Origin of the sequence: Clavibacter michiganensis subsp. tessellarius, assembly GCF_021922985.1 — a bacterium.
Classification (GTDB): domain Bacteria; phylum Actinomycetota; class Actinomycetes; order Actinomycetales; family Microbacteriaceae; genus Clavibacter; species Clavibacter tessellarius.
The window spans coordinates 12,112-36,889 of record NZ_CP040790.1 but is presented as its reverse complement, the minus strand read 5'-3'; the positions used below and the strand labels follow the sequence as shown (position 1 = coordinate 36,889).

Here is a 24,778-nt window from a genome sequence, read left to right as displayed (position 1 = left end):
GCCCCGCTGCGGGGCGCCGGCGGGATCAGACGCCGTAGTACAGCTCGAACTCGAACGGGTGCGGGCGCTGCGCGAGGGGCTTGATCTCCATCTCGCGCTTGTACTCGATCCACGTCTCGATGAGGTCGGGTGTGAACACGTTGCCGGCCGTGAGGAACTCGTGGTCGGCCTCGAGCGCCTCGAGGGCGGCTCCGAGCGACGCGGGCACCTGCGGGATGTTCTTCGCCTCCTCGGGCGGGAGCTCGTAGAGGTCCTTGTCGACGGGCTCGTGCGGCTCGATGCGGTTCTTGATGCCGTCGATGCCGGCCATGAGCTGCGCGGCGAACGCGAGGTACGGGTTGCTCGACGCGTCGGGCGCGCGGAACTCGATGCGCTTCGCCTTCGGGTTCGTGCCCGTGATGGGGATGCGGATCGACGCCGAGCGGTTGCCCGCCGAGTACACGAGGTTGACGGGCGCCTCGAAGCCGGGGACGAGGCGGTGGTACGAGTTCACCGTCGGGTTCGTGAACGCGAGGATGGCGGGCGCGTGCTTGAGGATGCCGCCGATGTACCAGCGCGCGACGTCCGACAGCCCGCCGTAGCCGGCCTCGTCGTAGAACAGCGGCTTGCCGTCGTTCCAGAGCGACTGGTGCGTGTGCATGCCCGAGCCGTTGTCGCCGAACAGCGGCTTCGGCATGAACGTGGCCGTCTTGCCCCACTGCTCGGCCGTGTTCTTGACGATGTACTTGAACTTCAGGATGTCGTCCGCCGCGTGCACCATGGTGTCGAAGCGGTAGTTGATCTCGGCCTGGCCGCCCGTGCCCACCTCGTGGTGCGCGCGCTCGAGGATGAGGCCGGCGTCGATCAGCTTGAGGCTGATGTCGTCGCGGAGGTCGGCCTGCTTGTCGACCGGGCTGACGGGGAAGTAGCCGCCCTTGTAGGGCGTCTTGTTGCCCAGGTTGCCGCCCTCCTCCTCGCGGCCCGAGTTCCAGGCGCCCTCCTCGGAGTCGACCGAGTAGAAGCTCGTGTGCTGGTTCACCTCGTAGCGGACGTCGTCGAAGATGTAGAACTCGGCCTCGGGCGCGAAGAACGCGGTGTCGGCGATGCCGGACGCGGCGAGGAACTTCTCGGCCTTCTTGGCCACCTGGCGCGGGTCGCGGGCGTAGATCTCGCCGTTGCGGGGGTTGTAGATGTCGAACACCATGATGAGGGTGCGCTCGATGCGGAACGGGTCGATGTAGGCCGTCGTCACGTCGGGGATGAGCTGCATGTCCGACTCGTGGATGCTCGCGAAGCCGCGGATGGACGACCCGTCGAAGGCGATCCCCTCCGTGAAGAACTTCACGTCGACCGTGGATGCGGGGATCGTGAGGTGCTGCTGGACGCCGGGAAGGTCAGTGAACCGGACGTCGAGGAACGTGACGTCCGTGTTCGTGATGAAGTCCAGGACTTGGCTGGGGTCAGTGAACACGCTGGCTGCTTTCTGCGTCGATGCGCAGGTGATCGCCTCAGGACCGATGGCACCGCAAGCGACCACCCGTACGGGTGGGATAGGAACCATCAGCAAGCGGTGCGGTTCGGACGGGTCGTCCTGGCGGGATCCATCGCCGCCGCGAGTGTAGCCCGCGCCGCACATCGAATCGTGTGCCACCCCTCGGCCCGTGGGACAGCGAAGGGTCCGGGAACGCCAGCGTCGGTGCGGGCTACCCGATGACGGGGCGATCCGCCGGCCACTCGTAGAGGAGGGTCCGCCGTCGGATGGCCAGGGCCGACGCTAGCCCGATCGGACCGACGCGGCCGGCGAACATGAGAGCGGCGAGGACGTACTTCCCGACCGTTGCTGCCCCAGAGGCTCATCCACCCGTTGGTGCCGGACGTGCGCTTGGGCAGCAGCATTCGGTTAGGCACCGCAGCGGCACGCGCGCGCGCTCACGCGGCAGCTTGACGGCGGGGAAGTAGGCCGCGGGCTAAGGGTGTCGCTGGCACTCCACCGCAGCCCGGGCCGCCATCGATTGATCAAGATCAGACGCCACTAAGCGGCGAAAGTCACAGCGCACGTCGCGCGACGCCGCGCTGGTCCGGGGAGGGATCCCTCGGCGGACGCTGGCAGACCCGCTAGCCATCGGCCAAGATCGGGTCATGGCCGACGCCCCCAGCCCTGCAGAAGCTAAGCGCCGCTCACGGCGAGGCTTCCGCGTGATCGGGACCGCGATCCTCGCGTTCAGCGTGCAGGGGTTCATCCTGGCGTCGGCCATCCGAGAGCAGAACGCGACCCTTGGCATCATCTGGGCCGTTGTGATCGTCATGTTCATCGGACTCTTCATGTTCGAGCGCTCCCGCGAGCGAACGCGCCGTGGGCGCGAAGCCCTCGGCAAGAACTGACGGGGCAGCGACGCCGGTCGTGACCCGCCACCGAGCACCGCGCCGCCCACGGATGCGTCCTTCAAGGGATCCCTTGCCGGACGCTGCGAGCGTGCGTCGTACGGGCCCCCTGTGGCGACCGGTCAGCGCTCGAAGCTCGCGGCGCACTCGGCCCTGGCCCTCCGCATCCGAGCGTCCGTCGTGACGTGGGCCGAATTGATGCTGCGCTCGTCCTCGAGCTCACTCCTCGCGTGGTCGGCGTTCATCTCGTCCTGGTCCTTCGCGATCAGCTCGAGCGCGGCGCGCGGCCGGTCGACACGGAACACGACGGCCCAACGGACCCCCGCAGAGCGGTCCTCCGCGAGGCGGAGGATCTGCTCATCGTCCGGGTACCGCATGCCGCTCCCCACAGCCGAGGCGCGGACCTCCCAGTTGCGATCCGTGACGAGTCGCTCCATCTGCTCCCGCGTGATGCGCGGATTCGCAGCGCACGCGGCGCGCACTCGCCGGTCGCCATCGCTCATGAGCGTCTCGAACACGTCGAGGTGGTTCGTCGTCTCGGCCATCCGAGAGCGGATCTCGGTGGAGGCGTTCTCCATGAGCGCGCATTGCACGTCGCGTGCGAGGGATCGCTCGTCGTGATCCAAGAACGTGCCAGCCAGTGCGAGGCGGAGCCACCTGTCGGCCGACCGGGCGACCGCCATCTGCAGGGCCGGCCGCTCGGCCAGATTCGAGGCGGCGGCCCAGCGCACCGAACCGACACGGTCGTCGAGCAGGTTCGAGATGGTCTCGTCATCGGCCGCGGGATTTGACGCGACCGCATAACGCACCGACAGCGACCGGTGCGAGCTGAGGGATCGCAAGACAGCGCCGTCGCGTGTCTCCGTGGCCCCTAGCGCGATGGCTTGGACAGTGGGCATGAGTGGATGATCCCACGGGGATGCGAGGTCGGGTCCGCCGTCGCGGCATCTAGTAGCTCATGGGCTGAGGCGCCCACGAACGTGACCGCACCGTGCCATGAGGTTCGGCAACGGGCCCCTGCGGGACGGGCTCATGTTCGGCCGCGGCGGACCGCTGTCCGCTCATGTCAGCCGTTCGAGCAGGTCTCCGTGGCAGCGGCCTGACCCGTGACGTTGTCCGGCAGCGCCGCCGGGGGAGCGGTTGTCCCGCCGGATGAGGGCGCGGCTACGTCCGCGGGGGGACCCGTGGCGGGATCGGTGGGCTCGGCGAGGACGACGCCTTGGCCGGTGCTGTCGGGGGCGAGCGTGAAGTCCGCGTCGGTGGCGATGAGCTGCATCATCTGGTCACCGGTCGCCACGTCCTGCGCGACGCGGCCGCTCTCGAGGTAGGTGGTGGGGTACTGGACGAAGACGAACTTGTCGAGCGGGATGTCCTTGACGGTGAGGGCGAGGGACGTGATGGCGGCGGGGTTGTTCAGCGAGGTGGAGAGGCTCATGTTGTCGACGGCGGCGCGTGCGATGCCGTAGAGCTTGGCGGGGTTGGTGAGTGTGTCGGTGCTGGTGATGGTGCGTAGCAGTGCGCTGAGGAACACCTGCTGGTTGCTGATCCGGGAGAGGTCGCTGTTGTCGCCGATACCGTGGCGGACGCGGAGGAACTGGACCGCGTTCTCGCCCTGGAGGAGCTGTGGGCCGGCGGCGAGGTCGAGGTTGGTGCGCCAGTCCTTGATCGGATTGGCGAGGCAGACGGTGACGCCGCCGACGGCGTTGGACATCTCGATGACGCCGTTGAACTGCACCGAGCCGCCGTAGGGGATGTCGAGGCCCGTGATGCTCTCGACGGTGCGCACGACGCACGGCAAGCCGCCGGTTTCCAGGGCGGTGTTGATCTGCACGCCGCTCGCCGTCGACTCCTCGGTCGTGCCGTCAGCGCTCTGGCATGCGGGACGGTCGATGAGCATGTCCCGTGGGAAGGAGACGACGGTCGCGCGGGTGTGGTCCTCGCTGATGTGGAGCAGCATCGTGACGTCGTTCAGCTCCGCCGTACCGACGTCCTTCGTCGCTCCGTAGCCGTCGCCCTGGTCACGACGCGAGTCGTTCCCGACGAGCAACACGTTCGCACCGCCGTCGATTGCACCCATGGAGGGCGGAAGGGCGTCCCCGTCCGAGATGTCGACGGAGTTTGCCCGGACCGTGCGTGCGAGGTCCCATGCTGCGACCGCAGCGACGGAACCGGTACTGACCAGGGCGACCGCTGCCACGACTGCGACGAAGTTGGCTGCAGTGCGTACGGCGCTGGGCTTCCTCAGTCGACCGTGACGGGCGATGCCGGAAGCCCGTCGCCGCTCGCGCTGAGCTGCCCTGGTGTCTTCGGCCACGTTGACTCCTTCTTGGGCGGATGCGGCGCGGACGCGTCTCATCGAGGCTATGTGGCGCGCGTCGCGCGACATACGCCGAGACAGGCGTCATCCCCGGACTGGGGCGCGGTCGATACGTGTCCGGGTATCCATCCCTCGTCGGACCCGTCGCCGACGTCGATACCATCATCGAATGACAGAAAACGCGCCTTCCACCGATCCTTTGATCGCACACCCCGAGGGCACTTCAACCGCAGCGGGCGAAGGCGCTTCGACCGGAGGGACGCCGAGTCGTGTATCGAAGGCCACGTGGATCTCGGCTGGCCTAGCGGCCCTCGTCGTGATCGCGCTGGTGATCGTCCTGGTGCGCATGGCCGGGAATGTGTGGGTTGCCGTCACGTTTGCCGGCCTTGCTGGCGTGTGCGCAATCGCGAAGGAGGTCCTGGCGGCGTTCTCTCTCGACAAGGGCTTCAAGGGCAAGACAGAGGGCCTGGAGCAATCGGCCGCGATAGCTTCGCTCTTTGCGGTCGTGTTCGGCGCCCCCGCAGTAGTTGCAACGATCACGGCGCTCATCGCGCCGGCGATGCCCGCAGGGGGCCAGTAGCGTTTCCTCGCGACGAGACGTGCGTCCGGTTTGGGATCCCCTGACGGACGACTCCCTATGTATGGGCCCGTCTGGGCAGATGGCGCGCTGTGGTTAGTCCGCCGGCAGAGTGCCGCTGGCTATGGTGAGCGCATGCGTACGTGGGACTTCTACCTCCCGGGTGAGGACGTGGTGTCCAACGGCTGGGGCGCGGAGGTGACGCAACAGGCCGCGCTTGACGCAGATCTCCTCGAGGGGCTGCTGCGAGGCCCCAACCCCGACCACGGGGATTTGGAGATCGCGGTGTCGCTTGCCCGGGTCGTGCATGACGAGTACGAGGCCTACGGCACCGCTGGGTCACCGCTGACCAATGACGACTCCCGTCTGCTAGTCCGAGCGTTGAAGGCGGTCCTCGCTCGCCTTGGTATAGACACTTTCGATCCGCCGTTCCGTGACTTCGACACGTTCCGCAGGCACTGGCTAGCGAACGATGGGTACGGCAGCTGGCAAGTTAGACGGAACATCCTCCATGACCAATTCGATGCGCTGCACGATTTGCTGTCCGACCGCGAGACGGACTCACTCACCGGCGCGCTGGCCGACCCCATATCGCCGCGGAAGGCCACCGGCTGGCAGCGCGTCGACGACGAGCTGAACGAGATGCGGCGACACTTCCAGACAGCTCGAACGGAACAGGATTACTCGAACGTCGGGAACGACGCGGTGGCCGCGCTCGAGGCGCTCTCCGCGGCCTCCTATGAGCACGCACGCCACGGTGAGCTTGATGCCGACGAGCCCCCGGTCCCCAACACGAAGGCCCGTCTCGGCCGAGTGGTTGAGGTCGAGCTACCGGGGTCCGAAAACGCCGAGCTGCGCAAGGTCGTCCGCGCGGCTATCGAGCTCGCTCAGGCCACGAAGCACCGTAGGAACGGCGATCGGCGTTCCGCAGGCATGGCGGCAGACGCGGTGCTGCTCGTCGTGAATCTGATCCGGCGACTTCGGTGATCTCCCGCCGGGCCGTGGTCTCGACAGCCTCTTGCGAGAGTTTCGAGTCCAGGCGCCCCGGTAGGGTCCCCGACCGGCGGCCGCCGGTCGGGACCACGGCGGCCGCCGGCCGGAATTCACGGACAGTCAGATCCTCGCCGCCGCGCAGCTCATCGCGGCCGATCGGCCGGCGGCACAGGTCCCACGGAATCTAGGCACCTCCCGCACGACGCTCTACCGCCGGCCAGGGGTTATCGAATCCGCAGCGCCTCGATGAGGTCCGGGTACAGCCCAGCGAACTCGCTGGCGTTCCTCTCGCTCGATCGGACGCTGGGGAACGTGATGGTGGGAAGCCCCTCGAACGTGGCCTTCACGACGATCGTGTACCACTTGTTGTCGTTGGTGACGAAGGACGCATAGCCGTTCGTGGACATGGATAGGGCGGTCAGGGCGGTCAGGGCGACGACACGCACCTCGAGTTCGTGGTCCGGCTTGACGTCTACGAACGCGACGTGAGTCTTCGTGACGGCAACGGCCGTGCCCTCCAACTTCGGAGGCTCGGGGTCATTCGAGGTCTCGAACGAGTGCGTGGCGTAGACGACGGGCTTGCCGTCGAGCGCCGTGTCGATGAGCTTCACGAGCTTGTCGAACGTGAGCTTGCGGGGGTCGCTCACGACGCGGTAATGCACGTCGTGCTGACCGGCGAAGAACAGCCGGTCGTAGAGGATTGAGTACGTGGACTTCTCGGGTTCGGGCATGAGCCCGACGGTAGCCCGGCGCCATGAACCGCGCGCCCTCCACATCGGGGGGCGTGCCGGCCGGCACGGCGTCGGTGCGCTACAGGCCGCGAGCGGCTGCGATCTGGTCGGCGATGCCGTCCAGGCCGCGTGCCCGGAGCTCGCGGATGAAGACCGGCCACGGGGGCACATTGCTCCGGTACGGCTTGTCCGCCGGGCCGGTGTAGAGGCCGCCGCCTGGGCCCGTGTGGAGCCCGCCGCCGGGTCCGGTGTGGAGCCCGCCGCCTGGGCCCGTGTGAAGGCCACCGCCGGGTCCGGTGTGGAGCCCGCCGCCTGGACCCGTGTGGAGCCCGCCCCCGGGGCCGGTGTGCATTCCTCCGCCGGGTCCGGTGTGCATGCCTCCGCCCGGGCCGGTGTGCATTCCTCCGCCGGGGCCGGTGTGCATGCCGCCGCCGGGTCCGGTGTGCTCGCCGCCGCCCGGGCCGGTGTAGCGGTCTCGTGGCCATCCTGGGTTCGTCATGTCGTGAACCTACGCCGACCCCACATTCGCCGACACGCCGGGCGCTTGTTGCTCTTAACCCTGACCCCAGGGTTAAGTGGCGGCATGGCTCCCAAGCGCCGCCCTCGTGGCACCCTCGTCGATCCCGTTCCCATCGGGTACGAGGTCGAGCGCGTGTCCAAGGACAAGTTCGACGCGATCGCTGATCGCGCCGGCGTCTCGCGAGCCGTCATGTTCGAGCTGGTCGTCGACCACCTCGAACTCACCGATCAGGGCATCCCCACGTGGATGCCTCCCAAGAGTCGAGAGGGTGAGCTGCCTATCGAGCCCACTTAACGAGCATGGCCCCCCGCTTTCGCGAGGGGCCGAAGCACTGCGCCTGAGACCCCCGATTGTTTGGCGACAACGGGTCTGAGGCGGATCGAGCAGAAGAACCGGCTTACCAGGGCCGGGGCTTCGTCGCGTCCATCTACACATCTATGGAAGCAGGCCCATCATAACCACGTCCGCGGACCTCACAACACCTCCGACACGCAAGACACGTGCGTATTTCCGCAGGTTGGCAAACGCCTCGAGCGAGCCGACGCTGCCCGGGTTGGAGGCGTCGAGCGCGCGCGTCGAGGAGGACGCGCCGATGTCGTGGGCGTTGCCGGTGCCAGCCGGTGCGTACGCGAAGGTGCCGGCGTGGACGTCGCCGGCCGCGTGGATGGCCGCCGTCCGTGCGGACGTGCTCTCGGCCGAGGGCTACGCCGCCCGCCGGCGGATCGACGTCAGCGTCCGGAAGTACCTGGCCGTGGCCGTCGTCGAGCGTCGGGCGGCGGACTTCAAGACCGGTCGCAGCGTCACGACGAGCAACGCGACGGTGGCGTGGCGCGCGTCCAAGCTCATCCGTCAGAACGTGAGCAAGCGGGTCGCGGAGCGCGCTCGGGCGTTGCTCATCGCGCGAGGGTTCTCCGTGACGATCGTCGAGGGCCGTGAGCTCACGGTCGATGAGACGGAGGCGGCGTTCCTCTGGCATGGCGGGTACCAGGTTGCGGCGGCGTCCGTGCGGGCGTTGACGGTGCCTCGCAGGTTCGTGTCTGACCCTTCAACTGGCGGCCTATCTGTCTCTACCCGAGACACCCCATCTAGTCCTGTTCTTAAGTTGGTTACCAAGGGCCGTCGTCCGTCGAAAGCTCGCCCTCCGCAGGCTCCGCCGCAGCGCGCTGCCGCGCGCAGGATGGCCGCTCCGCGGCCTGCATTGACGAATCCAACGTGCAAAGTCCCGAAGGACCGGGCACCTCGCACGCTGGCAACGATTCGTCTCGCGGCTCAGCTCCAGCAGCGCATGCCGTGGCTGGGACGCGGCATTCACCAGGGGCATGTCTGCGACATGCTCGACAGGAATCTCGACACGTCGCGCTATGCGCGATGGGTGCAGCGCGACGGCCGTCGGGTGCTCCTGGTTGATGACCGGGACATCACGTCTCGGATCGAAGCGAAGTTCCGGGATCTGGGGGTTCCGTTCCTCGATGCGCCTGTGCAGCGCGACCCGATCGGATATCTCGCGTGGGGTATTCAGATGGCGATTGATCCGAGCGAGGAGACACGCATGGAGCGATATGACCGCGAGCAGGAAGCCTCCGCCGAGCGCGCCCAGCAGCGCCAGGCGGAGGCCGATCGGGAGGCCGCGCGTCGCGGCGTCGAGGACTCCCCCGAGCACCGTGCGTTCCTGGAGCAGGAACGCGAGCTCCGCGCGGCCGCGTCTCGGCGCCGGCCGGCCCCGGCCGTGCCGGTCGCACTCCCCCACGAGCCGACGCGACGCTCATCCGACGTCGCGGGCTCGGTCGGGATCGACGAGCTCGTCACGGCGGCGCTGCTCGGTGAGGGTCGACACCCGGCGGAGTTCCCCACCGGTGTCCAGGAGCTCCACGGCCGCGTGCTCCGCCTCGCGCGGATGCTTACCGATCGCGGCTGGGAGCTCGACGCGGACGCTGCTCGCGCAGCGGGCGACGTCGTGCTGACGGACGCGGCCGGTGCCGGCCGCATCGCGTTCGCTCCGCCGGTCGAGCTGCCGGCGGATGCCATCTGGCGGACCGGCGCCGACGGCGCCGAGCTCGACGACGACGTGACCGTGCACGAGTACGTCGGTCGAGTCGAGACGTCTGCACGCCTGGCGGCCGTGCAGGAAGGTGCAGCCCCGGCTGACGACGGTTCGTCGCTCCGCAGCGCGGAGCGACGAACCGAGTAGCCCCGTACGCGTGCCCCTTACGCCACCCCCTTACTCATAGTAAGGGGGCTGTACCCGGTTTTGCCCCGTCCCCGCGCTCCACCCCGGCTTCGCCGCTCCCCAACCTCCCACGCACCTCGTTCCTCAGTGTGTGGGAGGTTGGGGAGTAAAGGGTGGAGCGCGGGGACGGGGCAAAACCGGGAAGTGAGAGGATTGAGAGAAGCAAGAGCGTAAGGGGGTTGCGTTGGGCGGGCATGGTGCGTTTCGTAGGTGGTCGGGTTGGGCAGGCGTGGCTTGTCGAGGTGGTGCGGCTGACGAGGGCCAGGAGCGTTCTCGTGGGGTGCCGACGAGCAGGAGCGCCGGTGCGTTGAGCAGCCGGGGTCCGGCGGGCGCATGGCTCCGGGCCGGGCTCTCGAGGCTGTCGGAAGCGATCCGGGGCGATGAGTCGGGCATCGTGCTGCCGCGGCTTCGTTCCGCTGCGCTCCACGAAGCCTTGCCCTCCACAGCGGTGGTCACCTCCTCGTCGAGGACGGAGGTGGGCCCGGATGAGCGTTCGTCTGACTGAGCGAGATGCCCAGGTGTTGGAGTGGTTCTCGATCGTTCGCGTGACGACGATGGACGGGATCCGGTGGGTGCTCGGCGCGTTGAACGAGTCGTCGGGTCCGGTGTCGAGGAACCAGGCGTTCGTGTGGGTGCGGCGGATGCAGGAGCTCGGGATGGTGGAGCGGAGCAGGGTTCCCCCGTTCCGCGGCACGATGCTGTGGGCGACGCCCAAGGCGATCAAGAAGCGGGCTCCGGACCTGTTGCGGCAGACGACGCGGCATGAGCTGATGGTGTCCGTCATCTCGGCGCGGTACCTTCACGCGAATTGGAGCTGGAATCGCGACTTGACCCGTGCGGCGACGTTGCACGAGGCCGATGGGGTCGCGTACAAGTCGGGCGTCACGGATCTTGTCGAGGTGGAGATGACGGGTAAGCGGCGGACCCGGTACTTCGAGATATTCGAGGACTTTTACGACCGGATGAAGGACGATCCGACAATGCGGGTCGTGTACTTGTGCACGAGCGACGCCGGCCGTGTTGTGCGTGACGCGCTCACGAAGGGAGTGGGCGTGGACATAGCTCCGCGCACCCTCGTCGTGGATCTGTTCGGGCGCGATGGAGCCTGGATCGGTGAGGAATACCCGCCCGGGCTGTTCGACGCGACACAGCCGTACGTGTCGGGAAATGCACCTGTGGACGGGATTGGGGCGTGGATGCGATGAGTCCGAAGAACGACAGCGGGAAAAAGCCCGAGACTGACTGGAAAGACGTTCGCAACAAGCTCGTTCGAACTGCGGTGATACTTGTCGGATTCGGCGTCGTCCCGGTCGTCGTGAACGCCTTGACGCCCGCGGTCCTGCCGATGAAAGCGCGCTACTGGACCGTCCCCCGCTGGTGGGTGCGCACCGTCACCGCCTGCACGCTGCTCGTGGCCGCGGTGGTGGCATGGGAGCTGGCGCACGTCTCCGGGTGGGTGGCCGCGCGCCTCGGATCCGACGACGGCCCGGCGCAGTGGCTCGGGCACTACGTCCCCGTCTGGCTCGTCAACGTCGTCGTCGGCGCCCTGCTGATCCCGGCGGGATGGGCGTGGACGCGACGACGGCTCGCTCGTGCGGTGAGCCGGCGACAGATCGACGACGTGACCATGCAGGAGGACATCGAGAAGGCGCGGACGCAGGCCGCCGACCTCGCGGCCGCGTCCCGGATCGGCGTGAAGCTGGACATCGAGTCGCACGAGGTCGTCGGGCTCACCGAGTCCCCCGTCTACGGCCCGCACACGCTCGACAGCGGCCGCGTGGCGGTCGGCACGGTCATCCGGGCGACGGTGCGGTCCGTTCAGGAGCGCATGCGCGACCGCACACGAGTGCGGCAGTGGCAGGAGCGGGGGAACACGTGGGTCACGGTTCCCGAGAAGGCCGGCCAGGTGCGCCTCATCGTGATCGCCGAGTCCGGGCAGGGCAAGACCGTGCTGCTGTTCCAGATCATGCTGGCGCTTCTCCAGCAGAACTTCCGCGTGGTGTTCCTCGACGGCAAGGGCAACCCGCGCGACGCCGCCAAGCTCCGCGCCGCGGCTGAGGCAGCGGGGCACACGACCCACGCGCCGGTCACCTTCAACCTCTTCAACGGCACCAGCGCGGAGATCACAGACCGGATCACCCGGCTGTTCCCGCAGACCGATGGAGACGGGGCGTTCTACCGCAAGCGCGCTCGATCGGCGATGCAGAAGCTCCAGAAGCAGAGCCCGGTGACGTCCCTCGACGACCTCCGCGCGCGAGCGCACAACCCCGGCAAGTACGTAAGCGACCGCTACGACCTCGCCGCGCTCCGGGACACGTCGGGGCCCGTGAAGAACTCCCCGCCCATGGCCCAGGCCGCGCTGCACGATGTCGAGCTCCACTACGAGGACCTCCGACACCTCATCAGCGAGGACGGGTGGTCCTTCGACGAGCTCGCGGCCGACCTCACGACGGTCACGATCACGCCCTCCGACAACGCACAGAAGCAGCTCGCGGATCTGCTGCTGCTCGCTTTCCGCCAGCACATCACACGGCGGGCAGCGAGCGGCGACGAGAGCCCGCTGGTGGTCATCATCGACGAGTTCGCGCAGCTTGGCGGCGTCGACGTCGACCCGGCGGAGTTCGTCGCGTCCATCCAAGAGACCGGCCGCTCGCTCGGGGTCGGTCTCATCGCGGCCACTCAGTCCGTCGCCGGCATGTCCAGCGACGAGATGATGCAGACCCGGCTCATGTCCTCCGGTGCTGGCATCGTCATCGGCCGCACCAACGACCCGGAGGAGGCGGTCAAGTACGCCGGCACGATCATGCGCATGGAAGCCTCCGGCGCGGCGTCCGGGGACCAGCTCGGCACGGCTCGAGCCCAGCACACGTACACGCTGCACCCGCAGACGGTCCGCCAGGCCGCCGATGGCATGTTCTGGCTCGTCCAGAACGGCGCCGTCGTCCCCTTCCGCGCGCTCCCACCCACCGCGGAGCCGACCAACGCCAACCGCCCCACGGAGAAGGACACCGGCGAGCGGACGGAAGAGGTCGACGAGCAGGGCGACGTCAGCGCGACCAGCCCGGTCCTGACGGGGGAAGCCGACGGCTGGGAAACCGCAGCGACGAGCGCCGCACCCGAGCCGAGCAGCGACACGCTCACTCCCCCACCGAGCAGCGCGACGCCGACGCAGGAAGCCGACGGCTGGGAGCACTCCGGTACCGCGGAGGCCGCGCCGGCCGTGCTCGTGGCGGCGTCACCGGAGCCGCCGGCAGGGATCCGGCTCCGCAAGTCCGACCCGCGCTGATCGCATGCCGGCGTCCTCGTCCGCGGGCATGAGCTCGCGGACGAGGCGCCCGTCGTCGGGAGCTCGGGAAGCCGCTTCGCGGCGGGCAGCGACGACCTGGTGAGAAGTGCGGAGCCAGCACCCGGGATCGGCCATCCGTCTCCGAGAGCACCGGTCCAGAGCGCCGATGGATCCCCAGCCCTTCCGCCGTCATTCACCCCCCAATGTCACCGCCCACAATCCAAGCTGTGGGACCAGACCACCGAGCCGGCCGCTTCGGCAACAGTCCCCTGTCCCGCAGACGCACGACCCCAGACCCCGTGATCGAGGTGACCCGCTCCCCATCAGGGCAAGGCGCAGTGCAGCGCAGCGGAACGGAGCCGCGGCAGCCCGACACCCGACCCGGCCACCGCCCGCCGCTCCGAGACCCGACCGAAGTTCTCAGCAAATGTCTACCCCGGGGTTGTCTTGTATGGCAACCCCGGGGTAGAATAGAATCATGAAGCCGCAGAAGTCGAAGGATGTGCGTCGGTTCCTGGAGTCGATTGGGTGGGTGTGCCTCCGCAACGCGAAGGGCAGCCACGAGATCTGGGGCGAGCCCGACGGGTCAGTGAAGCTGTCCGTGCCGTTCGGGCACAAGGAGGTCCAGGCGGGCATCCTGACCCAGCTACAGAACCTCGGCATTGAAGTACCGAAGGAGTGGAAGTGATGACCGCACACACGTACGACGTCGACGTCTGGCGCGAGGGCCGGTGGTGGCTGTTCCGCATCCCCGAGCTCGATACCGTGGGCCAGGCCCGATCGCTCGCGGAGGTCCCCGAGGAGGCCGAGGGCATCATCGAGGCGTGGAACGCCGAGCCGCCCGCTCCCTTCGAGCTCAACGTGACCGTCACTCCCCCGGTCGCCAACCTCTGGGACGTGTGGACGGAAGCAGCGCGCGAGGAAGAGGCCGGGCGCAACGCCCAGGCGCACGCCGCAGCGATGCGCCGCACCGTCGTCAAGCAGCTCCGCGGCGCCGACGTGAGCGTGGCCGACGTCAGCGCCATGCTCGGACTTAGCAAGCAGCGCGTCTACCAGCTCCAAGACGAGAAGACCCCCGCCTAGCGCCAGCCGCACAGCTACCCGGAGTGCAACACCCGCAAAGTTACATTCGTGGATATGCGGGTATGCAGGTGTGTAGCAGCCCGGGTACACGGGAAAGCAGTTACCCACAGATGTAGGTGTGTACATACCCAGGTAGTCGGGTTGCCGGGTATGCTGGCACCTACAAACACGGGAAGCATGGTTCTCAGGAACCATGCTTCCTACACGGGAGGAAAGCCATGCGCATCGTCGCTGTCGTGCAGCAGAAGGGCGGGGTGGGGAAGACCACCATCGCTGTCAACCTCGCAGCCGTCACGGCCGAGCACTCGCGAGTCCTCGTGGTCGACGCCGACCACGTGCAGCACTCAGCGACGGACTGGGCCGAGGCATCGGAAGCCGAAGGCGCGACGGCATGGCCGTTCGACTTCACCGACGACGCGCGACCCGAGGTTCTGTCCCAGCTCCGCGCGGCATCGGACTACGACACGATCATCGTCGACACCCCCGGCAGCCTCGCGCCAAGCGAGATCCAGCGCACCGGCCTCGTGCTGGACTCCGCGGACTTCGTGATCGTCCCCATGGAGCCGCAGCCGTTGAGCGTCACGCCCCTCATGCGGACCATCAAGTCCGTCATCGAGCCCCGCGGTCTCGAATACCGCGTCCTGCTGTCGCGCGTGGGGCGCGAGGAGGCGCAGCAGAAGCGCCGGGACGAGACGATCGCGCGCCTCGACGACATGGGGATCCCAAGGCTCCGCACCGTCATTCGGCAGTACGTCGTCCACTCGGACGCCCCCGCGACAGGCGGCGTCGTGACCACGTACCCGGAGAGTCGGCAGACCGTCCACGCGATCAGCGATTTCTCCTCCCTCGCGCTCGAACTCACGAGCATCTGGGCCAACGGAAGGAACAAGTGATGGCACGAGCGAACATGGATCGCGTCTTCAGCAAGGCCGTGGACGCCGTGCCGGACCCCGGCCTCGCACAGGAGGCCCAGACCACCGCGCCCGAGGCGCAGACACCGGCCGTCGCCCCTGACGCGGAAGCCCAAGGCGCGCCGGCCCGCATCACCTTCGACGTCACGCCCGAGCTCAGACGCGCCTACAAGGCATGGACGGCGGCGCACGGGACGACGATCAAGGATCATCTGACTGCCTACGTCAAGCAGTCCATCGAATCCTGACGTTCTGTCACTGAGCTCGAGCGGCATCACCATGGAACGCACTTAGGTGGGAATGTAGAAATGTAACTCTGTAGTCATCAGGCCGTCGCATACCGCTGCCGGGCCCTGGACGAAGGGCCGGTCTCTATCGAGACCGGCCCTTCGTGCGTGTTGACGATGCGCTAGCGGAGCAGCCATCCGAGGAACGCGGACGCGTCCTCGGCGATGGCGGGACGGTTGGCCGTGTAGTGCACCTTCTTGCCGACGCGCTCGCCCTGGACGTCGGCGGTGATGTAACCGTGCTCCTCCAGCGCGGTGAGTGCGTCGCGAGCGGTGAGGGGTGCGAGTCCTGTCGCCTGCACGAGCTCGGTGCGAGTCGTGCCCGGGTTCTCCAGGACGTGCCGGAGGGCCGTGAGTCGGCCGGCGCTGCTGATCGCGTGATGGATGGCCGTGACGCGTGCCGACATCTCGGGCACTACGCGGCGGGCTGGCATGTGCCCATTCTGCCTGTCCGTCGGGAGTTCAACGGGAGCGGAGGGATCGGAGCGATCGGTCATGGTCCAAAGTTCCTTTGGGTGTTGGTTGAACTAACAGGTACACTCATCCTACGGCGGCGATCCGCGGCCAGGCGAGGGGAGTGGCGATGACCGATGGGCGCAGGCGCGCATTCCTCACCCAGGGAAAGACCTTCCCCGACCGGGGAAAAATAGGCCCGCGGGGGCTACCGCGCCCGAGCGGGCAACCCGGCCAGATGCTCGTGGTAACGCCGGTGTCGGCGGCTGCCCATAGGCTCGCCTCACTGTTCGATCACCAGGCCGGGGAAATGGGGTCAGCATGACGAATCCGATGGCTCGCTTCGTGCTCAAGTTGCTCGGCGTCGACGCGCTGCGGAAGTACCGCGAGCAGGAGGCCACGGGCGCTGCGGCGGTTCAGTCGCGAGAGGCCGGTGGGGAGTCTGTGTGGCTGCGGGCGCCCGAGGTCGGGGCCACACCCGAGGTCGAGGCCGCCGCCGGGGGAGCGGGTGATCTTCCATGGCAGGCGCTCCCGGAGCGTCGTGCCGGCCGGAGCATCTGGCTGTACCGGGCTCTGCTCGTCGTGCTCCTCGGGCTGCCGTGGGCGGTGGGCGTCGCCAAGATGACGCACCCAGCCGAGGCTGCGGCGCCGGTGGCGACGGCACCCTCGGCGCCGTTCCCCGATGCAGCCGCGTCGGCTGTCGGGGAGCGGTTCGCCGTCTCGTATCTGTCCTGGGACCACGACGCCCCCACCGGGCGGTCAAGTGCGCTTGCGCAGGACGTGCCGGGGCTCCAGGACAGCGACAAGTTCGGGTGGGACGGCAACGGCCACCAGGCGGCCGCCAATGCGACCACGATCACCGTCGCGGCGCAGTCGGCGACGGTCGCGACGGTCACCGTCACCGCCGTCGTGACGCCGTACGACGCCGCCAATGTGCCCGCAAAGCAGCGCACCGAGGCTCTGGCCGTGCCTGTTGAGGTTCGCGCGGGGCGCGTGGTGGTGACGGGCCAGCCGGCCTCAGTCGCCGTGCCTCGGCCGGCCGGTTCCTCGGACACCCGTGCGAACCGGGACGAGGACGCCGCACTTGCAAGCAGCACCGCGGGCTACGCGACGTCGTTCTTCACCGCGTACGCCACGCAGGACGACGTGTCGGCCGTCGCGGCTCCGTCTGCGCAGATCCAGGGCCTCAGCGGGATCTACGCCCTCAAGGACGTCCGCTCATGGGTGGTCTACGCGGGATCCGGCGCCACCCGCGACGCCCTCGCGACCGTCGAGTGGAAGTCGGGGGAGTCGACCATCACCCAGAGCTACCGGCTCACCCTCACGCAGGTCACCGCCGGCGACAGTGCGCGCTGGCAGGTCGCCACGCTCGACGCAGCCACCAACTAACGAGAAAGAAGGCCCCTCCCGTGTCGTTCCAGCAGCTTGTCCTCACGATCGTCGGCAACGTCTTCGTCGCAGCCCTCGTCATCCGGCTCTTCATGGCGTGGATGCGCAAGGGCTACGGCGAGATGATCACCGAAATCGTCGTGGCCGTCGTCCTGTTCGGCTTCATCAACTTCCCCGATCAGTCCGTGGCGATCCTCGGATGGCTCTGGAAGCACACCATCGCGGAATGGTTCGCGGACAAGTGATCGGCCGCACGATCACCAAGGCCCTCACCGTCGAAGCCCGACAGCATGAGCTGTTCGGGATCGACCTCGGCGACGGGTTCCGGCGCCGGGAGGCCGGGCTGGGCGTGCTGGTGTTCCTCGCGACGCTCCCGGTCATGTACCTGCTCGTGAGCGTCACCGGTCTCCTCCGGGCCGCCCCGCAGTTCGCCGTACCAGCGATGTTGCTGCCCGGTCTCGTCGTGGTGATGGTCGGGTTCATGCCGTCCGAGGCGAACCCGCGGCGGGTGTACCTCACCGTGGTGGCTCTGACGATCCGGTACCTGCTCGTCGGGCATCTGCCGATCATCTCGCTCGGTGCCCGCGAACCGTCTCGCCTCGAGCGGCTGAGCCTGCGCGACCGCACGCGCCCGGCCATCGCCGTTGCCGTGAATCGCGTGTCGCAGGGAGCCCGGAAGATGCAGGCCGAGCCACGCGATCTGGACTTCACCGGCCCCGTCGAGCCCGACGTGCCCGCAGAGACATTCCGGGTGCGTCAGCTCGGGTACGAGGCAACGGCCGCGCTTCTGGCGGGACCGACGAAGAAGGGAACGCGGCATGGTTAAGGCGATCGACCACACCCGGCGGCTGCTCGGCATGGGCCGCGGACGTTCGGCACCTGCCCCTGTCTACGAGGTCATCGCCGACGGGCTGCTCGTCACGCAAACCGACGCGGCCGCGTGGTTCCAGGTCGCGACGAACAACACCGACCTGTTCAGCAACGGCGAACTCGACCAGGAGGTCGATTCGATCGTCCGCGTCATCGCGCCGCGTCTCGCGGGCAAGGAATGCCACCTCCGGCTCGTGTGGTCGACCAGCTCCGGTGCTCAGTACGAGGAGAGCGTGCAGGGCCTCTACCGTGCCGGCGACTGGAAGCGGTGGGTCCGCGATCGAGCGGAGGCGATTGACGCGGCCGCGATGCCGGATCGGCACGTCTTCCTCGGGGTGGTCCTCGCGGCACGTGCACCGCGCTCGAGCGTCGAGACGACCGCCGGCGCCGCGTTCGGGCTGGGCGAGCGGCGAGTGAGCGACAGCGAGCTCACGGGCTACCTGCACGAGGTGCGCAACCTCGGTCGCCGCCTTCGGTCCGGGAGCCGCCTCACGGTCACTGCGGCCTCGGCCGAGTCCCTGAGCTGGCTGCTGGGACGCTCGCAGTTCCGTCGCGGCGGAGCCATCCCGACGCAGGGCACCATCCAAGGCGCTGCGCTCGCACAGCTCACGCGCGGTCGCACGGTCCCGTACGCGGACCACGTGCGCATCTACGACGGTCACGGCGAGGTGGCGGCGTATCAGGCGATCCTGCCGATCACCGACTTCCCTATCCAGGTCGACGTCGCGCAGGAACAGAGCCAGTGGCTTCGGATGCTCAGCGACATCACGCGCCCGTCGGAGGACGGCGGCGACCTGCCGGTGATCGTGGAGGCATCCGTGCGGTTCACCGTGCTCACGAGCACGGAGGCGCGCAAGAAGATCAAGGGCGCCCACGAGCTCACGAAGGAGCAGCGGCGCAGTGCTGCGCAGGGCATGGCCGGCGACGCGGGATCCGCAATCGAGGAGAGCGAGCTCGTCACCGACGAGCTGCTCCAGGAGATGCGGAATGACCGGGTGTACCTCGTCCAGTCCCACCCGCGACTCATCGTCACGGAGGGCTCCTACGACGACCTGATGAGCTCCATCGACGCGGTGACCGGGTTCTACGCGGATGCCGGCATCGACGTGTCGCCCGGCGAGGAGGAGCAGCGGGACCTGTTCTTGGAGGCTCTGCCCGGTGATCGGGTGCGCGTCGATGACCTCTCCCACATCCAGGACGGGCCGGGGTTCTTCGGCTCGCTGTTCTGGGGTGGCTCGTCGCTGCCACAGGACGGATTCGCGCTCGGCTTCGTCTCGGGCAGCACCCCGTCACCGTTCCGGTTCAACCTCATCTCCTTCGCCGAGAACAAGAAATCGACCACCGTCGCGTTCGTGGGGCGGTCGGGGACGGGGAAGTCGACCGGGGTCGAGATGATGTGTCTCGACGCCGCGTTCGCCGATGCGTGGGTCACGCTCATCGACCCCAAGGGCGACCTGACCGGCATCGTCACGGTGGCGAAGGACTACGGCCTTCCCACCGCTCTGCTCACGCTCGACGGGTCACAGCAGTCCGGAGCGTTGGACCTGTTCCAGTCGTCCCTGTCGCCGGATGAGGCGGCGATCGAGGTCACCAACCAGCTCATCCTGCTCGCGCCGTCCACCCTCCGGGCGTACGCCGACCAGGTGGTGCTCCAGTTCGCGCAGGACATGCTGGCGGACGCTCAGGCCGCCGGTGAGCGGCCCTCGACCTACCGCCTCATCGAGGCGTTGGTGGCGAGCGACAGCGAAGCCGCGCACGCGCTGGGGCTCAACCTCCGGGCGACCGCGCACAGCCCCGTCGGGAAGCTGATCTTGGGCCCGGTCGAGCGGGGCGACGTGAGCGTGCTCCGCACGACGCCGGGTGTGTGGAACATCCAGCTCCCGCAGACGACCAACCCACCCGCCGACCTTCCGGTGACGGAGTGGGACGTCATGCAGCGTCTCGGGGTCGCAATCCAGCGCAGCGTGCTCAACCACTCCCTGCACGTCGCCGGCAACCGGCAGATGACCGGCATGCGGAAGGTGATCGCGATGCCCGAGGTCCATCGGATCCTCGCAATGCGGGACGGGGCGAGCTTCCTGGACCAGTCAGCGCGCGTCGGACGTGCCAACAACACCCACCTGATCCTCGACTCCCAGGATGCGACCGGCATCGCCGGCAACGAGGGGCTCGTCGAGCAGCTCGTGGCCGTGTTCGGCCTCCAGCTCCAGTCGAGCACCCAGCAGGACGCGCTGGCCGCGATGCTGCGGCTTCCGACCGATGAGCAGAACATCGCCGAGACGCGAGCACTCATCGGCTCGTTGAGCGTGTCGCACACGGCCGGCGAGGACATCAAGGGCGACTCGATCGGGTGGATCGACACCGCGGGGTCCGGGCCCGCGCGGGTGCAGTTCGATCTGCCGAACGACCGCATCCGCCGGCTTCTCGACACCAGCCCCGTCTACGCCGCCCGCTCAGCCGAAACGACCGGCGATGACCTCGTCATCGAGGAAGAGGTAATGCAGCCATGACACGACACCTCCGCACCACCGCCGGCGTGCTCGCCGCCGTGGCCCTGCTCTCCGGCTGTGCCGGGGCAGCACCGAGCAACCCCGACAAGGACGCTGTGTCCCAGCTCGCCCTGGACGCCACCTCACCGGCCCCGGGCGACACGGAGGCCGTCGTCGACGCCTGGCAGTGGAGCGACGGCTGGGCCGTCCTCGTTCGTGGTGACGGCAAGAATCCGCAAGGGCCGTACACGAACTGGGAGGCGTACGGATTCGAGCCGGACGGTGGCTCGTGGAAGCAGACCCGATACGAGCTCGTGGATTCATCCAGCACTCCCGACCGCACGCCGCACCGCGCGACCTGCACCGCGCTCGCGAAGACGCAGGAGGAGGCGCAGACATGCGCGGCGCTGGACGACTGACCTCCAGCACGGCTCCGTCGTCCCCTCGTCGGATCCTCCCGTCACGGCGTCGAGTAAAGCTGTTCCTGGTCACCACGCTCGTGCTGTGGGCGCTCGGCTCCGGGGGCGTGCTCGAGTCGAACATGGCGACGGCGGCGCAGATGCACCCGACCGAGGACGCGGCGTGCTTGCAGGATCACTCGTGCCAGCCGACCAAGACGATGCAGCCGGGCGAGCTCATCCCCATCCGGGACATGTCTGCCGGCGGCAACAAGACGCTGTTCGAGTCGTACGACCTGATGCACTGGACGATCGCGCAGGACCAAGAGCAGTTCGTCAACGACGCGCTCAACCGGACGATGAACGGCATCATCAACGCCCTCATGTTCGTGCTCGTCCTCCTCGTCTACATGACGATCGGGCTGGCGTGGTGGTTGTTCGGTGCGACGAGCGTCCCGGGCCTCTCGGACGCCTCGGCCGACCTCATCTCGGGTGCCTCCGGCAGCCTCCTCACGTGGGTGTTCCCAGCGGCTGTGGCCGTCGGCGCGACCGTGGCCTACATCCAGGGGCGGCAGGCGAAGGGATCGTGGTTCGGCCAGATCGCGTGGCTGGTCGCCGCCGGCGCCCTCGCGTTCGGCCTCGTGTTCACGCCCTCGATCTTCACAAATGGCATCACGCACATCCGCGAGACCGGATCCGACATGGTGCTGAACATCTCCAACCAGGCCCTCGACGGGGACATGCAGTACCCGCTGCCGTGGAACAGCGTCGACTACAGCGTCAACACCTCCAAGGACGCGATGATGCGAAAGACCGGGGATGCGATCTGGCGCGACTTCGTGGCCACGCCGTGGTGCCTCACGCAGTTCGGCTCCCTCGAGGCCTGCGCGAAGTACGGCCCCACCATGCTCGCGGCCGACCCGACCAACGACGACCGGAGCAAGGTCATCAAGGGCACCGTCTACCGCACGGAGGGCAACGGCGACAACGACGCCGGCAAGGACTCCGAGACGGGCCAGTGGACCAAGGGAAGCACCTGGTACGTGCAGATCGTCATCGTCCTGCTCGCGCTCGTCGCCGCCGTCGTGTTCTGCGTGCTGCTGATCGTGCTCGGATTCTCCGCCCTCTCCTCCGTCATTCTCACGACGATGCTCCTCATCGCAGGCGTGTTCTTCGCCGCGCTCTGGGTCATCCCCGGCAGAACCCGACTGTGGGGCGTCGCCTGGGCCGAGGCGCTGGTGGGCTCCATCGTCATCACGCTCCTCGCGCTATTGACGTTCTCGATCGTGATCGTGCTCACCGCCGCGCTCTTCATCGCATCCGCGTCGAGCGGATGGTTCGTCTCGCTCGGGACGGTCATCTTCACGCTGTTCGCCGCGTTCGGGTTCCGTAAGCAGCTCCTGGCCATCGTCGGCTCCAACGGGTCGGGGATCGGGCGGACCTTCCTCGCCGGTGCCGCGCTGACGAGCATGGCCACGCGCGGCCTCAGCCGGCTACGAAGCCGTGGATCGTCACCGGGCTCGAACACGTCTCGCCGGCCGACCGCAGGAAACCCGCTCACGCGCGGGATCACGCGAGCTCGCAACACCGCTGGGCGGATTGACCGGGGAATGCAGAAGGGATCCGCCGTGCGCATGCGCGGCCTCCAGCAGCAGCTTCCCCGGGAGGGCGGCGGCAGCACGGGACCCGGCCGCGGTGGCGAGAGCGGCACCAAGCCCTCTCTGCGGCCCGGACCGACGTTCTCCCCGACCGATCGCGGGACACCCACCCGCGAGCTCACGACGCGCGCCTACGCCGCGCGGACCGGCCGGCAGCCGGCGCAGGCAGCCCGCGCCTCGAGAACGCCCAGCATGCGCGCCGCAGCGGGCGCGCAGCAGCGCGCGGCACAGCAGGCCCGTCGTCCGTCGCTCGCACCGACCCAGCAGCGTCCCGCCCAGCAGCCGCCGGCCGCGGCGCGCATGCCGCGGGTGCCGCGCACGCAGGCGCGGCCGGCGGTCGACCGTCGTCCTCGCCGGGACGGAGGGGTCTGATGCCGGACATCCTCGACGCCGACGCCCCCGAGCCGGTGCAGACGCCTCGGCAGCAGAGGCGTGCGCGTCGGGCGAGCAAGAAGGCCGACCGACGCGCCACCGTCGCCGATCAGCGGAGCCGGGAGCAGCAGCTACGCCGCCGCGCATTCGGCCAGGACCGGAGCCCGTGGGTGCTCGGCATCGGCGGCGTGCTCGTGTTCGGAGGCATCGCCGTCGTCGGCGCGCTCGTTCCCGCCGAGCAGGACGCCCCGAGCTCGGCGCCGGCGCTGCACGCGGCCGCGACGCCCACGAGCGCACCGACCGCCGGCAGCGCAGCACCATCGCCCGCCGCAGCGCCGGTGGCGGAGCCGGCGACCGTCGGCGCGAACTGGGCTGTCGCGTACTTCTCCGGGCAGGACTGGCAGAGCCTCACCGCGCCCGCCGCTCGCGAGGCCCTGGCCGCGCAGCGCGGCCAGTTCTTCGACGGCACCTACCTCACCGGCGACCGGGTGAACGTCGCCGAATGGACCTGGCGCGACGAGTCGACGTCCAGCCCGCAGTGGGAGGGCACCATCGACGTCCTCCTCCAGCCCGGACGCCAGACCCGGCTGTCCGCCACGTTCCGCATGACGATCGACACGACGGGAGCAACCCCGGTCGTGACGCGCGTTGAGACCGTGTTCTACGGGGAGGCATAGTCCCCATGTCCGAGCGATCAACCCTCGAAGACGCCGCCCGCATCGCGGCCGCCGCGCGGGTCGCGGTGGCATGGAAGCTCGGCATCCCGATCGCACTGGTCGCGCTCATCCTCGGCGGGATCATCACGATCCCCGTCATCGTCGTCATCGGCAGCACGAGCGATCACACCGCGACCAGCACACAAGCGTGCAGCACCGGCGGCGCGACCCTCGCGGGCGCAACGTCGACCATCGCCGGGTACTCCGGTGAGCAGCTCACGAACGCCGCGGCGATCATCGACGCCGGCAACGCGATCGGCGTCCCCTCGTACGGCGTGAACGTCGCGGTCATGACCGCGATGGGGGAGTCCGGCCTGCGCGTGCTCAACTACGGCGACGCGGCCGGTCCGGACTCCCGCGGGCTGTTCCAGCAGCGCGATTCCTGGGGCTCCGAGAGCGACCGGTTGGACCCGAGCACGAGCGCGAGGCTGTTCTACGAGCGCCTGGTGAAGGTCCCCGGATGGCAGCAGATGCAGCCGACCGACGCCGCTCACGCCGTGCAGATCAACGCGGATCCGAACTACTACACGCGCTTCTGGACGGCCGCGCAGCAGGTCGTGTCCGGTCTCACCGGCGGCAGCGGCGGCGGCTGCCAGAACGCCTCCACCGGCACGGTCAGCGGCAACGGCCAGCAGCTCGCCGCGGCGATCATGGACGCCACCGCACAGGGCAAGATCACGTGGCTCACGCCGGCGTACCACGACCAGGTGCAGGCCATCGCGGACCCGAGCAACTGGGACGGGGACACCTTCACCGGCTCGTGCGCGATCGACTCGCGGATCCTCCAGGTCATCCTCACCGCACAGCAGACGTTCCTCACGATCGGCGTCAGCGACCTCAACCGCCGATGCACCGACTCCACGCCCGGCGCCGGCGTGTACTCGATGCACTGGCAGGGCAAGGCCGTGGACTTCTACGCCTTCAACGGCCTCGCCACCACCGGCCGCGACCAGAACGCCGTCGCCCTCATCTCCAAGCTCGACGCCATCAGCAACCCGCTCGCCGCCGTCGGACAGAGCAACTGCGGCACGACGCCCAACCTGACCGTCATGCACACGTTCCCCGACACCTGCAACCACCTCCACTACCAGCTCGGGCCCGGCAGCGAGCCGCTGAACCTCACGACCTGATCGACGGAAG

Annotated in this window: 24 protein-coding genes and 1 riboswitch; of the genes, 19 read left to right on the top strand and 5 right to left on the bottom strand. The window is 68.6% G+C overall.

Going from position 1 to position 24,778, the window contains the following annotated elements; translation table 11 throughout:
• Window positions 1–25: 25 nt before the first annotated feature.
• Complete coding sequence (gene glnA / locus FGG90_RS15815; protein ID WP_094131552.1) at window positions 26–1,450, bottom strand: type I glutamate--ammonia ligase; 1,425 nt, start codon at window positions 1,448–1,450, stop codon at window positions 26–28.
• 73 nt (window positions 1,451–1,523) lie between these two features.
• Window positions 1,524–1,597: riboswitch (Fluoride riboswitch) on the bottom strand.
• 521 nt (window positions 1,598–2,118) lie between these two features.
• On the opposite strand from glnA, the gene FGG90_RS15810 reads away from it, so the two are divergent.
• Complete coding sequence (locus FGG90_RS15810; protein ID WP_133065173.1) at window positions 2,119–2,361, top strand: hypothetical protein; 243 nt, start codon at window positions 2,119–2,121, stop codon at window positions 2,359–2,361.
• A gap of 122 nt (window positions 2,362–2,483) precedes the next feature.
• On the opposite strand, the gene FGG90_RS15805 is transcribed toward FGG90_RS15810, so the two are convergent.
• Together FGG90_RS15805 and FGG90_RS15800 are read right to left on the bottom strand one after the other, a co-directional pair.
• The gene (locus FGG90_RS15805) at window positions 2,484–3,203 is read right to left on the bottom strand and encodes a hypothetical protein (protein WP_237583590.1); all 720 of its coding nucleotides are present in this window, start codon (window positions 3,201–3,203) and stop codon (window positions 2,484–2,486) included.
• 224 nt (window positions 3,204–3,427) lie between these two features.
• A complete protein-coding gene (locus tag FGG90_RS15800) occupies window positions 3,428–4,438 on the bottom strand; it encodes an LCP family protein (RefSeq protein WP_237583589.1) in 1,011 nt (336 codons plus the stop codon).
• A gap of 634 nt (window positions 4,439–5,072) precedes the next feature.
• On the opposite strand from FGG90_RS15800, the gene FGG90_RS15795 reads away from it, so the two are divergent.
• Together FGG90_RS15795 and FGG90_RS15790 are read left to right on the top strand one after the other, a co-directional pair.
• Complete coding sequence (locus FGG90_RS15795; protein WP_237583588.1) at window positions 5,073–5,258, top strand: hypothetical protein; 186 nt, start codon at window positions 5,073–5,075, stop codon at window positions 5,256–5,258.
• Between the two features lie 132 nt (window positions 5,259–5,390).
• Window positions 5,391–6,242, top strand: a complete 852-nt coding sequence (locus FGG90_RS15790; protein ID WP_133065175.1) for a hypothetical protein — start codon at window positions 5,391–5,393, stop codon at window positions 6,240–6,242.
• A gap of 230 nt (window positions 6,243–6,472) precedes the next feature.
• Here the strand turns inward: FGG90_RS15790 and FGG90_RS15785 are convergent, their stop codons facing one another.
• Window positions 6,473–6,979 carry a hypothetical protein gene (locus FGG90_RS15785; protein WP_133065176.1) on the bottom strand — a complete coding sequence of 169 codons (507 nt, stop codon included), beginning with the start codon at window positions 6,977–6,979 and terminating at the stop codon, window positions 6,473–6,475.
• 583 nt (window positions 6,980–7,562) lie between these two features.
• Here FGG90_RS15785 and FGG90_RS15780 point away from each other — a divergent pair.
• The 8 genes from FGG90_RS15780 to FGG90_RS15745 all read left to right on the top strand — a co-directional run bounded on the left by FGG90_RS15780 (window position 7,563) and on the right by FGG90_RS15745 (window position 15,254).
• Window positions 7,563–7,793: a hypothetical protein gene (locus FGG90_RS15780; RefSeq protein ID WP_079535037.1), complete on the top strand. Its 231-nt coding sequence runs from the start codon at window positions 7,563–7,565 to the stop codon at window positions 7,791–7,793.
• A gap of 223 nt (window positions 7,794–8,016) precedes the next feature.
• A complete protein-coding gene (locus tag FGG90_RS15775) occupies window positions 8,017–9,687 on the top strand; it encodes a replication protein (RefSeq protein ID WP_237583587.1) in 1,671 nt (556 codons plus the stop codon).
• Between the two features lie 524 nt (window positions 9,688–10,211).
• The gene (locus FGG90_RS15770; RefSeq protein ID WP_094131560.1) at window positions 10,212–10,931 is read left to right on the top strand and encodes a hypothetical protein; all 720 of its coding nucleotides are present in this window, start codon (window positions 10,212–10,214) and stop codon (window positions 10,929–10,931) included.
• Window positions 10,928–13,012 carry a type IV secretory system conjugative DNA transfer family protein gene (locus FGG90_RS15765; protein ID WP_133065177.1) on the top strand — a complete coding sequence of 695 codons (2,085 nt, stop codon included), beginning with the start codon at window positions 10,928–10,930 and terminating at the stop codon, window positions 13,010–13,012. Before FGG90_RS15770 ends, FGG90_RS15765 begins: the two co-directional genes overlap by 4 nt.
• Window positions 13,013–13,490: 478 nt before the next feature.
• The gene (locus tag FGG90_RS15760) at window positions 13,491–13,700 is read left to right on the top strand and encodes a type II toxin-antitoxin system HicA family toxin (RefSeq protein WP_094131562.1); all 210 of its coding nucleotides are present in this window, start codon (window positions 13,491–13,493) and stop codon (window positions 13,698–13,700) included.
• On the top strand, window positions 13,700–14,095 hold the full coding sequence (locus FGG90_RS15755; RefSeq protein WP_094131563.1) for an antitoxin HicB: 396 nt from the start codon (window positions 13,700–13,702) through the stop codon (window positions 14,093–14,095). The genes FGG90_RS15760 and FGG90_RS15755 overlap by 1 nt, the downstream gene beginning before the upstream one ends.
• Before the next feature lie 218 nt (window positions 14,096–14,313).
• Entirely contained in the window at window positions 14,314–14,988 is a 675-nt protein-coding gene (locus tag FGG90_RS15750; RefSeq protein ID WP_011931127.1) for a ParA family protein, read from the top strand.
• A gap of 14 nt (window positions 14,989–15,002) precedes the next feature.
• Window positions 15,003–15,254 carry a partitioning protein gene (locus FGG90_RS15745; RefSeq protein ID WP_237583594.1) on the top strand — a complete coding sequence of 84 codons (252 nt, stop codon included), beginning with the start codon at window positions 15,003–15,005 and terminating at the stop codon, window positions 15,252–15,254.
• A gap of 161 nt (window positions 15,255–15,415) precedes the next feature.
• On the opposite strand, the gene FGG90_RS15740 is transcribed toward FGG90_RS15745, so the two are convergent.
• The gene (locus FGG90_RS15740; RefSeq protein WP_165771444.1) at window positions 15,416–15,727 is read right to left on the bottom strand and encodes a winged helix-turn-helix domain-containing protein; all 312 of its coding nucleotides are present in this window, start codon (window positions 15,725–15,727) and stop codon (window positions 15,416–15,418) included.
• A 340-nt stretch (window positions 15,728–16,067) separates the two neighbouring features.
• On the opposite strand from FGG90_RS15740, the gene FGG90_RS15735 reads away from it, so the two are divergent.
• The 8 genes from FGG90_RS15735 to FGG90_RS15700 are packed head-to-tail and all read left to right on the top strand — an operon-like array spanning window position 16,068 to window position 24,768.
• Entirely contained in the window at window positions 16,068–17,135 is a 1,068-nt protein-coding gene (locus tag FGG90_RS15735) for a conjugal transfer protein (RefSeq protein WP_094131566.1), read from the top strand.
• A gap of 20 nt (window positions 17,136–17,155) precedes the next feature.
• Window positions 17,156–17,380 carry a TcpD family membrane protein gene (locus tag FGG90_RS15730; protein WP_094131567.1) on the top strand — a complete coding sequence of 75 codons (225 nt, stop codon included), beginning with the start codon at window positions 17,156–17,158 and terminating at the stop codon, window positions 17,378–17,380.
• Window positions 17,377–17,961, top strand: coding sequence for a hypothetical protein (locus FGG90_RS15725; RefSeq protein WP_094131568.1), 585 nt, complete (start codon window positions 17,377–17,379; stop codon window positions 17,959–17,961). The genes FGG90_RS15730 and FGG90_RS15725 overlap by 4 nt, the downstream gene beginning before the upstream one ends.
• Window positions 17,954–20,515: an ATP-binding protein gene (locus FGG90_RS15720; RefSeq protein ID WP_094131569.1), complete on the top strand. Its 2,562-nt coding sequence runs from the start codon at window positions 17,954–17,956 to the stop codon at window positions 20,513–20,515. The genes FGG90_RS15725 and FGG90_RS15720 overlap by 8 nt, the downstream gene beginning before the upstream one ends.
• Entirely contained in the window at window positions 20,512–20,913 is a 402-nt protein-coding gene (locus tag FGG90_RS15715; protein WP_094131570.1) for a hypothetical protein, read from the top strand. Before FGG90_RS15720 ends, FGG90_RS15715 begins: the two co-directional genes overlap by 4 nt.
• Entirely contained in the window at window positions 20,892–22,922 is a 2,031-nt protein-coding gene (locus tag FGG90_RS15710; RefSeq protein ID WP_133065179.1) for a YML083C domain-containing protein, read from the top strand. The genes FGG90_RS15715 and FGG90_RS15710 overlap by 22 nt, the downstream gene beginning before the upstream one ends.
• Complete coding sequence (locus tag FGG90_RS15705) at window positions 22,922–23,599, top strand: hypothetical protein (protein ID WP_094131572.1); 678 nt, start codon at window positions 22,922–22,924, stop codon at window positions 23,597–23,599. The genes FGG90_RS15710 and FGG90_RS15705 overlap by 1 nt, the downstream gene beginning before the upstream one ends.
• 5 nt (window positions 23,600–23,604) lie before the next feature.
• Window positions 23,605–24,768 (top strand): hypothetical protein, encoded by a 1,164-nt coding sequence (locus tag FGG90_RS15700; protein WP_094131573.1) that lies wholly within the window; start codon window positions 23,605–23,607, stop codon window positions 24,766–24,768.
• The last annotated feature ends 10 nt before the right edge of the window (window positions 24,769–24,778 follow it).